This is a genomic window from Candidatus Omnitrophota bacterium (assembly GCA_023227985.1).
In the GTDB taxonomy this organism is placed as follows: domain Bacteria; phylum Omnitrophota; class Gorgyraeia; order Gygaellales; family Profunditerraquicolaceae; genus JALOCB01.
This window is the reverse complement of sequence record JALOCB010000035.1, coordinates 1-12,608: the sequence shown is the minus strand read 5'-3', so window position 1 is coordinate 12,608 and position 12,608 is coordinate 1. Positions and strand designations below refer to the sequence as shown.

At 49.9% G+C, this 12,608-nt stretch carries 14 protein-coding genes and 1 tRNA gene; all 15 read right to left on the bottom strand.

The features are described 5' to 3' along the window. Positions 1–130 precede the first annotated feature (130 nt). The 15 genes from M0R35_06705 to M0R35_06635 all read right to left on the bottom strand — a co-directional run bounded on the left by M0R35_06705 (position 131) and on the right by M0R35_06635 (position 12,600). Positions 131–206: transfer RNA gene (locus M0R35_06705), tRNA-Asn, on the bottom strand. 68 nt (positions 207–274) lie between these two features. Continuing rightward, a complete protein-coding gene (locus tag M0R35_06700; GenBank protein MCK9595349.1) occupies positions 275–1,201 on the bottom strand; it encodes a hypothetical protein in 927 nt (308 codons plus the stop codon). Continuing rightward, entirely contained in the window at positions 1,202–1,780 is a 579-nt protein-coding gene (locus M0R35_06695) for a rubrerythrin family protein (protein MCK9595348.1), read from the bottom strand. Between the two features lie 88 nt (positions 1,781–1,868). Continuing rightward, positions 1,869–1,994: a desulfoferrodoxin FeS4 iron-binding domain-containing protein gene (locus tag M0R35_06690; protein ID MCK9595347.1), complete on the bottom strand. Its 126-nt coding sequence runs from the start codon at positions 1,992–1,994 to the stop codon at positions 1,869–1,871. A 94-nt stretch (positions 1,995–2,088) separates the two neighbouring features. Beyond that, positions 2,089–4,011, bottom strand: a complete 1,923-nt coding sequence (locus tag M0R35_06685) for an ATP-binding cassette domain-containing protein (GenBank protein ID MCK9595346.1) — start codon at positions 4,009–4,011, stop codon at positions 2,089–2,091. A 3-nt stretch (positions 4,012–4,014) separates the two neighbouring features. Then, positions 4,015–4,614 (bottom strand): recombination mediator RecR, encoded by a 600-nt coding sequence (gene recR / locus M0R35_06680; protein ID MCK9595345.1) that lies wholly within the window; start codon positions 4,612–4,614, stop codon positions 4,015–4,017. A gap of 1 nt (position 4,615) precedes the next feature. Further along, complete coding sequence (gene dnaX, locus M0R35_06675) at positions 4,616–6,226, bottom strand: DNA polymerase III subunit gamma/tau (protein MCK9595344.1); 1,611 nt, start codon at positions 6,224–6,226, stop codon at positions 4,616–4,618. 27 nt (positions 6,227–6,253) lie between these two features. Continuing rightward, positions 6,254–7,579, bottom strand: coding sequence for a Flp pilus assembly complex ATPase component TadA (tadA, locus tag M0R35_06670; protein MCK9595343.1), 1,326 nt, complete (start codon positions 7,577–7,579; stop codon positions 6,254–6,256). 114 nt (positions 7,580–7,693) lie between these two features. Continuing rightward, positions 7,694–8,350, bottom strand: a complete 657-nt coding sequence (locus tag M0R35_06665) for a Fe-S cluster protein (GenBank protein ID MCK9595342.1) — start codon at positions 8,348–8,350, stop codon at positions 7,694–7,696. Beyond that, positions 8,351–9,052 carry a cobalamin biosynthesis protein gene (locus M0R35_06660; protein MCK9595341.1) on the bottom strand — a complete coding sequence of 234 codons (702 nt, stop codon included), beginning with the start codon at positions 9,050–9,052 and terminating at the stop codon, positions 8,351–8,353. Beyond that, positions 9,049–9,873 (bottom strand): ATP-binding cassette domain-containing protein, encoded by an 825-nt coding sequence (locus M0R35_06655; protein ID MCK9595340.1) that lies wholly within the window; start codon positions 9,871–9,873, stop codon positions 9,049–9,051. Before M0R35_06655 ends, M0R35_06660 begins: the two co-directional genes overlap by 4 nt. A gap of 54 nt (positions 9,874–9,927) precedes the next feature. Then, positions 9,928–10,371 carry an Rrf2 family transcriptional regulator gene (locus M0R35_06650; GenBank protein MCK9595339.1) on the bottom strand — a complete coding sequence of 148 codons (444 nt, stop codon included), beginning with the start codon at positions 10,369–10,371 and terminating at the stop codon, positions 9,928–9,930. A gap of 131 nt (positions 10,372–10,502) precedes the next feature. Continuing rightward, positions 10,503–10,871 carry a response regulator gene (locus M0R35_06645; protein ID MCK9595338.1) on the bottom strand — a complete coding sequence of 123 codons (369 nt, stop codon included), beginning with the start codon at positions 10,869–10,871 and terminating at the stop codon, positions 10,503–10,505. A gap of 422 nt (positions 10,872–11,293) precedes the next feature. Further along, positions 11,294–12,079, bottom strand: a complete 786-nt coding sequence (locus M0R35_06640; GenBank protein ID MCK9595337.1) for a class I SAM-dependent methyltransferase — start codon at positions 12,077–12,079, stop codon at positions 11,294–11,296. A 44-nt stretch (positions 12,080–12,123) separates the two neighbouring features. Beyond that, entirely contained in the window at positions 12,124–12,600 is a 477-nt protein-coding gene (locus M0R35_06635; GenBank protein MCK9595336.1) for a DUF2284 domain-containing protein, read from the bottom strand. Between the last annotated feature and the right edge of the window lie 8 nt (positions 12,601–12,608).

Here is a 12,608-nt window from a genome sequence, read left to right as displayed (position 1 = left end):
CCTGCAGGCCGATATTAACGACTGCGCCCACAACAAAACCGCCGCAAAAAACAAAAACCCCGCTCCGGAATTACTCCGAAACGGGGCTCATGTAAACGAACAGGACGTTGTTGCGTCTGTTCGTCCAAAATGGCTCCCCCTCATGGACTCGAACCATGGACCTGGAGATTAACAGTCTCTCGCTCTACCAGCTGAGCTAAGGGGGAATAGTTTATGATAAATACCGCTCTATTCTACAATAAACCATAATCTAGTCAAGAAAAAATCAAACCTCTTATGTCTGCTCGAACCAATCCCACAACTTCTTCTTGAGTTGTTCATATTTCTTTATACCCAGGATATTCATTGCCAAAGCCTTATTCTCCAGCTCCTGCACCTTTCCGTTGTCCTTGATCAGCCCAAAAATATAGCGGCTGGTAAATTTATACTTTTCTTGTACGCCCAGAGCAATAATGAAGTTGTCTTTGTCGAATTTACCGTTCACCCGGCCTATTGTAAGTTCGATCATATAGCCGTCTTTGATCAAAATCGGGGTGCCGCCGTTTATGGCGAAAGTAACGTCGGTAAACTTATCTTTCTCGAACGCCAGATGGTCCAGTGTTTCTATAAAAAGGTAGTTGTCATATTCTTCAACGCTCCCATAGCGGTGAAAAGAAGGATCGATAAAATAGCGTTTGGGGGGAACACTTAGGGTATCGCTTACCAGCAGAACGATATGCGTCGATTTGGGATTGGCGAAAAATCCGGATTCCGCCACCCGCACGAAATTGATCTTATATCTTTCGGGAATTATCGGCCTGACCCTCCGGAACACATAAGACGCTAATTCCCCGCAAAGCCCATACCGGTTATCCTCCAGGATGATCACGCCTGCCTCATCAAACCGGTGGAGGTTTTTAACGGTATAGGAATTGTTCGCAAAATCTATGCTTAAGTCCACTTCCGGCCGGACTAACGCCTTGAACCCGGAATAAACCAAAGGCCGGATAACCGACATTACCTGATTATAACAAGGGATATTCTTCCGCTGACCGGCTTGCTCGGCATAGTTATCCAAAACACGATATACCGTCATCGAAAAGAATATCAACACAATCCCGGCCAATGCGCAAAAAAGGCAGGCCTTATAAAAACGCACCTTGCGCTTCAACCCTTCTATTTGCTGAGAGGTTGGCGCTGCCGTTCCCGGGTCTTTGTTCATTTAGTAGTTTTCCGCCAGCACTTCGTAATACGCCTGAGGATGCTTACAGGCCGGGCATTCTTTAGGCGCTTCCGGTCCTTCAAAAACATAGCCGCAGTTGGCGCAATGCCATTTTACCGAAGCTTTCTTCTTGAAGACCTCGTTATTGGCGATATTATTGATCAGTTTTCGGTATCTTGACTCGTGGAATCTTTCCACCTTGGATATCTGCTCGAATGAAGCCGCGATATCCGCAAACCCTTCATCTTTGGCGACCTTGGCAAAATCAGCGTATAATGTCGTCCATTCCATATTCTCGCCTGCCGCCGCTTCCTGAAGGTTAGACTTGGTGTCCTTGATCATCCCGGCTGGATAACTGGCGGTTATCTGGACATCCCCGCCTTCCAGGTATTTAAAGAATACCTTGGCGTGCTCTTTTTCGTTCTCAGCGGTCTCCATGAAAATATTGGCTATCTGCTCCATCCCTTCTTTCCTGGCGGCGCTGGCAAAATAAGTGTATCTGTTCCTGGCCTGCGATTCGCCGGCGAACGAAGCCAACAAATTTTTCTCTGTTTTTGTCCCTTTGACCGATTTACCCATTTTTAGCCTCCTCAAATGTGAGCACTCCGAGCGAACATTTGACCCCGAGTAACTGCGAGGGGCCTATTTATTACGCCCTGTAACAAATTTACCCTTCTGTTTTTTCCATATCCTGTCCGCAGCAGACCAATGTCCCGCCGCCGGCCTTTGTCACTTCCACCTCGTTGCCGCAAACATTACAACGGTACTTTTCTCCGGCATTTTTAACCGCCATAACGCACCTCCATTGTGACAACTACCCGTTATTTCCCTTTATTTTATCACTTTAAGCTGTTTATGAATAGTTTAAATTGATAAAGAGGGCGCCCTTACTTTATCTGCTCTTCAAACTTTTTGATCCGGATATTCAGTTCTTCGGCCTCTTTCTCTATTTCCTTGAGCCTGCGCCCGTAATCCCGGGCAGTCTCCTCATCGCGAAAGATGTGCGGATTGGACAATGCCCGGCATTTGGCGTAACTTTCCAGTTCTAATTCCTCTTTGCGCTTCTCCAGTTTATTGATCTCGGCCCTGATCTTTATATTATGGTTCTTTCTCCGGCGTTCCTCTTCCCGGCGCAGTTTCTCTTCTTCTTTGGCCTTGAGTTTTTCTTCTTCCTGCTTATTCCTGTTCTCGGAGACCTTCTTTTTTTTCTCCGGGATAAATTCCGGGGAATTCGCCTTCTTGTCCATATAATAATCAAAGTTGCCGAAGAACTTGCGCACGCTGCCGGATTTCACCTCATAGACCACGTTGGCCAGGGAACGCACAAAATGCACGTCATGGCTGATAAAAACCACAGTGCCTTCATATTCGTTCATCGCCTTGATCAGCGCGTCCACAGCGTCAACGTCAAGATGGGTAGTCGGTTCGTCCAGCAAAAGAAAATTCGGGGGATTGATCAAAAGCTTGGCCAGGATCAGCCGGCTCTTTTCCCCTCCGGAAAGGACCTTTACCGGTTTTTCCGCGTCTTCTCCGCTGAACAGGAACGCACCCAGGATCGAACGGACCGCTGACTCCGCCATATATCCCGGGGCCGCGGAATATGCCTCGCGCAAGACCGTGTTCTCCGGATTAAGCACATCCATCCTGGTCTGGGAAAAATACCCGAGGTCCACGTTATGGCCGACAACCCGCGAGCCGGAATCAATATCCACCACACCGGCCATTATCTTAAGCAGCGTGGATTTACCCGCGCCGTTCTCGCCGACCAGGACCGCTTTTTCTCCCTGAAGTATCTCAAAATCAAAATCCTTATATACCACAGTGTCCCCGTAAGCCTTGGAAATCTTCTGCAGGTTCATTACCTTATATCCGCTGGCCTTAGTGGGCGGAAAACTGAAATGCCCGATACTTTCCCGCGGATCAAGAGGGACTACGATATCCTCCATCTTTTCCAAAGCAGTGCGCTTGGCCCGGACAGCCGCGGCTTTATTCGGCTGGGCGTGAAAACGGGTGACAAATCTTTCCAACTGCTCTTTCTTCTTTTCCTGCTCCTTGAATTGGCGCATCAAATGCGTGCGTTTCTCCTCTTTTATCTGCTCGTAATGCTCGTAATTTCCTTTAACCTTGTAAATAGATCCGTTTTCCAGGATCAGGGTATAATTAGTCACATCGTTTAAAAAATCCTTGTCATGGGAGATCATAATAAACGTGCCGTCAAAATCCGACAGGTAATCCTTAAGCCATAGCGCGGCGTTCAAATCCAGGTAATTGGTCGGTTCGTCCAACAACAATATGTCGTAACGGAAGGTCAAAAGCTTGGCCAGGAGCGTGCGCATCTGCCATCCGCCGCTTAACTGGCTGACCGGCTTGTTAAAATCGCTCTCCTTAAAACCCAGGCCCATAAGGATCTTCTCGGCCTTATGCTCCAGCTCGAAATAACCGGAATGGTCCAGTATATGCAGGATCTCTCCGTAACGGTTGGAATCTGCGGCATTGCGATTCTCCAGTTCTTCTTTCTCTTTCTTTAATTCGATTATTGTCCGGTCTCCGGCGGTAAGTTCGTCGATAACAGTACGCTGGGAATGAAAACTTGATTCCTGGGGAAGATAACCGATGCGCACGCCCTTATTAACCTGCACGCTGCCTGAAGAAGGCTCGGTGTCGCCGAGCAGAAGCGAAAAAAGGCTGCTCTTACCCGCGCCGTTCGGCCCGATAAGGCCGATCTTCTCCCCGGGATTGATGTTCAGGGAAAGGTTGGAGAAAAGGACTTTCTTGCCGTAGCTCTTGGAAAGGTTGATTATATTGATCATATCTTAGACCGGCCGGCGGGATTCTAATGCCATGGTAAGGGTGGCGGGATCAGCGTATTCCAGGTTCGAGCCTACAGGAAGGCCCAGGCCGATCCTGCTAAGCGTTACGCCCAAAGGCTTGACCACCTTGGTCAGATATAACGCAGTCGCCTCGCCTTCGGTGTCGGAATCCGTGGCGATAATAACTTCCTGAATACTCTTGTCTTTGATCCGTAAAAGCAGGCTGTCGATCTTCAAATCATCCGGTCCTTTGCCCTCTAACGGCGCGATCGAGCCCAGAAGCACATGGTAAAGCCCGTGGAATTGCCCGGTCTTCTCGATCGAGGTAACGTCGCTGGGCCGCTCAACCACGCAAAGCACGGCTTTATCCCTGCGCACATCCTGGCAGATCGCGCAGGTCTCGCCTTCGCTCATATTATGGCAGATACTGCAAAAATGCACGTTCTCCTTGACCTGTATCACCGCCTCAGCCAGCTTCTTTATCTCGTCAGCCGTAGCGCTTAATATATACCCGACTATGCGTTCAGCGCTGCGCCTGCCGATACCGGGGAGTTTTATCAAACTATTTATCAAACGTTCGGTGGATTCCGTGTAATTAGCCATCCTATCCTTCCCTGATCAATCTGCCGTTGAACATATCCAGCGCGGAGCGCACAACGGTATTGTTTTCAGCGCGATGCTCCGGTTTCTCCTCTTTGGACAAAATAAAATCAAGCCTTATATGGCCGTGCAGCAAACCGGCGATGATCTTCTCAATAAGATCGCGGTTATCCTTGCGCTCCAAAGAATCCCGGTGCAAAGAATGCTCCCGCGCGAACGATATAGTCAACACCCCGTTTTCCAGCCTCATCGGCAAACCTTCATTCAAATATGTCCCCACTGATATCTTGGCCCTGGTCACAGCCTCGATCACATTCTGCCAGACCTCTTTTACCTGCTCCAGAGAAATACGGTTGGGAACATTATCCGGCTTATTATGCGCAACTTCGGGTTTAGGATCCGGAGCCGCAGGTTTTTCCTTAGCCACGAAAACTTTCGGCCCGGCAGGAACGTATTTTTCTTTTAACGGGGCCTTTTTCTCTTCAGGAACAACCAGGCGCGGCTTAAGCTCAATTGCCGGGCGCGGCTGGGTTGCCCGGGTGAGCCGGATAAAACTTATCTCCAGAGGTATGCGCAAAGATTCAAACCTTTTAGCCATCTCCTGCGTCCCTGCCAGGACATTGAACGCGTTGAATATCTCTTCCAGGCTGATCTTTCCTGCCTGAACCAACAAAGCCTCGCAGGTCTCCTGCGGCAGGTCGATCAGCCGGGGATCGCCCTGGCTGACCTTGGCGATCATCAGGTTGCGAAAATGCCCGATAAGCTCGTTTAACAATACAGCCGGATCTTTGCCTTTGTCGATTATATCATTGAGCAGGTTCAAAACGGCTTTAGGGTCTTTGGCGATCACTTTATCGGCAATATCAAAAAGCGCGGACTGCTCGACCATTCCCAGCATTGAAACAACGTCTTCCATCGCCACCTTATCCCGGGAAAAAGAGATCAACTGATCCAGGATCGATTCCGCGTCCCTTAAAGCGCCGTCCGATGCCCGGGCGATCGCGGCTAAAACCTGGCTGTCCACCTTTATCTTTTCCGCGGCTGAGATCTTTTCCAGTTGCTTGATCATCTCCATCACCGAGATACGGCGGAAATCAAGGCGCTGGCAGCGGGACAATATGGTCGGCGGGACTTTTTGCGGCTGGGTAGTGGCGAAAATGAATTTCACAAATTCCGGCGGCTCTTCCAGCGTCTTCAATAACGCGTTGAACCCGTCGGTGGTGATCTGATGCACTTCGTCGATTATATAAACCTTGAATTTGCCGTTAACCGGAGAGAATTTCACGTTTTCCCGCAGGGTGCGGATCTCGTCTATGCCGCGGTTGGAGGCGCCGTCGATCTCGATCACATCCAGGCTGCGGCCGGCGGCAATATCCCGGCAGGCGGGGCATTGGCCGCAAGGCGCCGCGGTAGGCCCATCCTGGCAATTAAGCGCCCGGGCCAGTATCCTGGCGCAGGAGGTCTTCCCCACTCCGCGCGGGCCGGAAAAAAGATATGCGTGGGCAAGGCGGTTTTTCTGTATCGCGCTCTTAAGCGTGGAAACCGCCCGGTCCTGGCCGATTATCTCATCAAAGGTCTTCGGCCGCCATTTTAACGCGAGGACAACATATGACATCGTCTATTTATATATTAGATTACGGGTTTAACTTTCGTGAATACCTAATTCCTTCATGACCGCCGCTGGATCATTGATATACCTGCGGCAGATCGCGGTGACGTCCTGAAAATCCCGGATATCCTTATCCGCCATTTTCTTGATCACAACCGAGCGGCGTTTTATCTCATCCATAATATCCCTCGGCGACTTTCCGCTTATCTGGGCAAGCCTGTCGCGGTATATGCTGCTGGTGGACTCGACGAATTCGCCCTGGGACATATTATAAGAGCACAAAGAGGATAACAGGACAGTGTTCTTTTCCATGCCCGCTGTCTCCACCAATTCCCCGACCACCCTGATAACCGTACCGTTAACGACATACCGGCGCATGATCACAAATACATCCACCAGATTAACCAGCATCTCCGGGACGTTCATCGGCTCATGTGTCAGGCGCATTATCGTCTCGCGCGCGGTAGAGGCGTGCAGAGTGCCCATACAGTATTTGCCGATATTCATCGCGGTCATCAGGTCCTGCGCTTCGCTGCCGCGGACCTCGCCCACTATTACCCGGTCAGGCCGCATGCGCAAAGAATTCTTCACCAGGTCGGCCAGAGATGTCTCCTCGTCGCTTTCCAGCCGGGAACAATTCTCCTCTAATTCCGTATTCATCTCCAGGGTATCTTCGATGACCACGATCCGGTCGTTCACCGGGACAAAGCTCAAAAGAGCGTTCAATAAAGTGGTCTTCCCTGTGCCCGGGCCTCCGGATATCAGGATATTGGCAGATTTTACCGCCAACCCGTCCACATATACCCAGAACAACGCCGCCAACTCAGGGGTAAGGCTCTTGCCTTTGATCAGGTCGATCACGCTTAAAGGCCGGCCTTTAGCCCGGGTAATGGTTATCTGCGGCCCGAAAGGCGAATACACGATATTGGCCCTGCCTTTTACCTCGGAAAGCTCGACGTTGTTTATATTCCTTATGGTCTTTCTGCCGGAGAATACTATAAGCTTCTTGATCAACAGGTCCAGCTCTTCCCGGGAAGCGAATTTTTGTTCGGTTTTGACCATCCCGACTTTCGATTTATGCACGTAGATCGGGGACAGATAATTGATCATTACGTCCTCGACTTCGGGATCAGCCAGGAACTGATCGATCCTGCCGTAAGCCAAAAACTCCTTGAAGAACGTTTCCAACTCAAGTCCTTTTGAGCGCTTGACGAATTTCTGGCAGCGGGGGGAATTGTAGACCTCCAAAAACGCCTGAAAAATTATTTCGTGCTTGGCGGAAACATCCTGCAAAAGAAAGATCTTGCCGGTAAGCTTGTCCAGGATCTCGTTCTCGATCGCTATTCTCTCTTTGTCCATCAGGGCTCCTCAGAATTAAGATAATATTTAATTATGCCTAACGGATAGTATTATATCAGAAATCAGCGAAAAAAGCAGAAGAATTATTAACCGCGGCGGGATTTTTTCGCGGCTTCAACCAATAAACAAGCCTTCAATACGCACCTGTATGCCGGATCTGCCGCGGTTGATGAAATTTATCAGGCCGCTGTGCCTCCACTGGAGCATGCACCTATGCGGCAGGAACCAGTATCGCATCCCGATGCGCAATTCCTTGCGCGTTTCGGTTATGACCCCTTCATACGCCTGGGCGGAATAATAGCCGATATCCTTGCATCCATGCGCCCGCGGGTTGAGCGGCCCGGTAACGCACCAGACAATGACCCCGTTCTTGGTGTCGAAATCAATGACCTGCCCGCAATGGGTGATCGGGCAGCCGCAGGACATCCCCATCGGCCTGCCGATGATTATATCGCCTTTGGCTATGGCCATTTCCTTTACCAGTTGGGCGTTATTTAAAAGCATCGTTTCCCGGGGGCCGGGGTCTTCGGGGAATTTTTCCAGGACAAAATCGTATTCACGGCCCAGGCTGTCCGCCCAGATCTTATCAGGCACCGCCGTTGCCGCAGAAGGCGCATCCCCGGATATTACCTTAGGTTGCACCAGGTGGATGCATCTTTTAACCTCCTCCTCATTATCTTTGACGTATTTCAAAAAGTCCGCGCACTCCTTAAAGCCGCACATACCGCAGTTCAAACCGGGCAGATCGATCTTGTCCGTATCTTTTTCCATTTATTCCCCCTGATAAAAAATATCGCTCTCCAACGGCCTGACCACGCCAAAATGCTCTTTCCAGCCCACTTCCTTTTTACCCACGCATATCGTGCATGTGCCTACCGGAGGATTGCCCCTCAGAAAAAGAGGGAATCGCACATCCTCGGCCTGCAATATCTTCTTTACCAGCCGGTCTATGCCTATGCCGTGCAAGGCATTGGTTTCGATAATCACCATATCCGGGACCGCCTCCAGGATCTGAAAACGGAAGACCTCGCGCTCCGCCTGGGAAACCAGGTCGATCTTGGTCACCACTGCGGTATCCGCAAGCGACAACATCGGCCCGATCTTTCTGGGCAGATTCATCCCGCTGGTGGCTTCCAGCACAACCACACCTAAGGTCCGTTCAATATACGGCGAACACCTAAGGCATAACCCGGCGGTTTCCACCAAAAGAACATTGGAATCCCGGGATTGGGCCCACTCGATAGCATCACCCATGACCATGACATTGCAGTGGTCCGGGCAAAGCTCCCCGGAATAGACTTTTTTCACCGGGATGTTAAACTCTTCTTTTATTAATTTATCCTCGTCGGCGAACTGGACGTCTATCTTAAGGTACGCTACCCTTATCCCCTGGGCAACCAGTTTGCGGATGACCTGCTTCAACACCGTGGTCTTGCCGCTTGTCGGCGGACCCGCGCAGATAACGGCTTTCATCGGTTTTTCTCCGCGGGATTCATCGCGTACCCCAGCGACCTAAGGTGATTCTCAAATTCCGTGACGCTTAAACATTTTCCCTGGCGCAAGAGCATCCGGCAGTTTAATAATAAATCATCCAGTTTATTTATCTCTTCAGCCACAAGCTTCTCCTCTTCCTGGGTAAAGATAACGCTCTGCATCGCGCCGTTGCGCATCACGATCCGGGAATCCGAAAGCAGGGCTATCCTGGGGTCATGGGTGACAAAAACAAAGATCTTTTCGTATTTTTTCAGCAATTCCAAAGCCTTTATCCGGTGTATGCCGGCGTTCTCTATCTCATCCAGGAGGATGACCGGGGAATTGCCGATCACCACGGCGTCGGCGATCAATAACGCCCGCGTCTGCCCGCCGGAGAGCTCGGTCATAGCGCTCTCGCTGTTTATGGGCTCTCCGGTCAACTCATTGGCGAAACTCAATGTCTCCTCCACTATGGAATCGCTGCTTTTGGTCTTTCTTATCTTGGCGTGTATGTTCAAGAACCGGTAAACAGGCAAATCGGACAGGAAATTGGTATGCTGGGTAATTAAGGCGGTAGGCTTCCTCGAAGGGTCAGAAGCGAACTCTTCCAAAGGAACGTCGCCGTTTATGGTTATTCTCCTGCCGGACGGCGTATCCCCGTTGGCAAAAAGCTCGACGTCGTTTATCAAGGTGGTCTTGCCGCAGCCGGTCGGGCCGATGATGCTGACGATATCGCCCATCTTAAAGCATACTTTTCCGACAGGCTCTTTTGTCCCGTCCTTGCCGTGGCCGCCGATTATAGTTATTTCCTTTATTTCCACTATTGCCTCGCTTACAAAGTATATAAGAACAGTCGTCTTTTTAAACAAAAAAAATCAGCGCCGGCTGCGCCTCAACTGGTTAATAACCTTTATGCGGTTACAGACGTCGCGCAGGGTGATATTGTCCAATATCTCGGCGATGGCGTTGCGCACGTCCAGCATCACGCTGCGCAATCCGCAGCGCTTTTCCCTGGCGCAACTGACATACTCGGTCTTACTTACGCATCCGATAGGCGCCAGAGGCCCGTCTACCGAACGCACCACTTCTCCGATGGTAATGTATTGAGGGGCCTTATTCAGAGAATACCCCCCTTTTACCCCCCTGCGGCTGTTCAGGAAACCGTAATTCTTCAGCTGCAACAGTATCTGTTCCAGGAATTTCTCCGGAATGGCCTCAGATCGGGAGATATCGTTGATCTGACGCACGCCTTTGTCATAATGCACTGCCAGGTCGATCAAAGCCCGCAGCGCATATTCGCATTTCCTGGATATTTTCATCTTTACCCCGTTTAAAGTATATTCATTTGGTATACTATTACAATATAATAAAACTAAACATCCGGTATGTCAATAAAAAAACGCCGTTTTCACGGCGTATAATTGCGCTTCAATATCCTATCCCTGCCTTTTTATGCCTTGGCGTATCTTTCCACGTAAAACATCAGGTCCGAGAACTGCACCGGCTTGACCACATACGCCGCGGCGCCCAGATCCCTGCCTTCGCGGATCTCCTGAAAAGAACTGCGCGCGCTGACCACTATTACCGGGACTTCACACAATACTTTATCCTGCTTAAGCTCTTTAAGCATGTCCAAACCGTCTTTATTGGGCATACGCAAATCCAACAATATCAGGTTCGGCCTGTTATCCCTGGCGCATCTCATTCCTTCATCGCCATCCGCCGCGGTGTATACCTCATAGTCTTTCTGGGCTAACTTCTTCCCGACTATTTCCCGTACTACCGGCTCGTCATCAACAAGAAGTATTTTCGCCTTCATAAAGACCTCCCGGTACAGAAGTACAGTACCAACTTTTCATTTAAAGTTGGGTATAAACGCACCTGCGCGATACCAACCTTTCCAATAAGGTTGGGTATAAGCAAATCGCTATGATACCAACCATTCTGACGCAGAAAGCGTCATACCCGCCATTCCTATATGGCGAGGCGCAATAAGGTTGAGGATAAATATGCGTCTATAGGGAATATAGCACACGAAACACCTTTTTTCAATCCAGGCATAGTTACAGCTTACTTAATCATTGTTCAGCAACAGTTTACAACAAAAATAAAGCGTAAGGCCTGATATTCTGCCTCAAAATCCTCCCACAGTACGCAACCCTTTGCCCTGCATATAAAAACCCCGCGGCTTCACAGCAAAACCACGGGGTTATCGAAACAATATTCTTAATTTGTTTGAACCTATTTTATGGGGTCCCCTGAAGCGCGAGGCCTGCCAATGCTTCTCTCATCATTCACGCCCTTGTAAATAATGACCAGGTTGTGGTAGAAATGGATTGAAGTAATATTTTTGTCAAAATACGCAGGTTCATACCCGGGCTCGGCTAATTCCATATAATTCAAGCCGTCAGCGATCTTCTTAAAGAACCCCATGGCTGTAGCGGGATTGTTCAGGTCTTCGCTGCTTCCGCCGTATTGCGGCCAGTATGAAGTCTGAACATCCTCGACAGCGTAAATACCGCCGTCTTTCAATAACGGGAACAGAGTCTTGAACGAAGTCAGGACATGCTCGTTCATATGGCTGCCGTCATCGATTATGATGTCCAAAGAGCCGATCCGGCTGAAAACATCTTTCAGGAATTTTTCGTCATTCTGGCTGCCCTGGAATATCTTGATCCGCTTCTCTTGCAGTTTACTTTTATCATAAACGTCTATCGCGTAGATCGCGCTTCGCGGGAAATAATACTTCCACATCAACAGCGAGGCACCGCCCTTGTCCGGATCCTCATACCCGCCAACGCCGATCTCCAGAACATTCATCCGTTTTTTTCTTAAACGCCTGAAGTGTTCCTGGTAATTCCGCGCGTACCAATGTCCCCCCCATTTATCCGTCCGGCAAATAGCCGCGAGCTTCATCAGATCGTTCGTATTAAACAAGCAGAATATACTGGTGTATAATTTCTTAGCCAGCTCATACTGCCGAGGAGTTAAACACCTCTTAAATATGCTTATTAGTGATTTCCGCATGGCCTAAACCCTTTTATTTTCAGCAAAACAATAACCGGCAACCGTCATTCGATCAACACTATGCCGTAATAATTCCCCTTGCAATTGCCGTCTTTAAGCACCTTGATCGGATAACCATTCGCCCGCGCGGTAGAATACACGTCTATACCGCACGCCTCCAAGGACGGCCGGGTTTTCTCCGGATGGCGGCAGAACTTCGCGCACTTGGCGCAGAGTTGGCATGGCCCTGCGCCCATACCGAACGCCTTGAAATACCCGTCCAGGAATATATCCTGCTCCAACTCCGGAATAAGCGCGTGGATATTAGTATAGGCGCTGCCATGGACCAGTATAGCGGATTTATATGAACCCAGCATGCGCCGGGTCTCTTCCGGCTTGGGAGAATACGGCGGGCAGGTCAAACTCTGCCCGTAACCGCTGCAGCCGAATTGGCATTTCATCCTCACCCATTCCGCGGCCACAATCGTCTTGGGTGATATGATCTTAGCTTCCCGGGCGCCCCGCTTCTTTGCGCGATCTATATACTTAG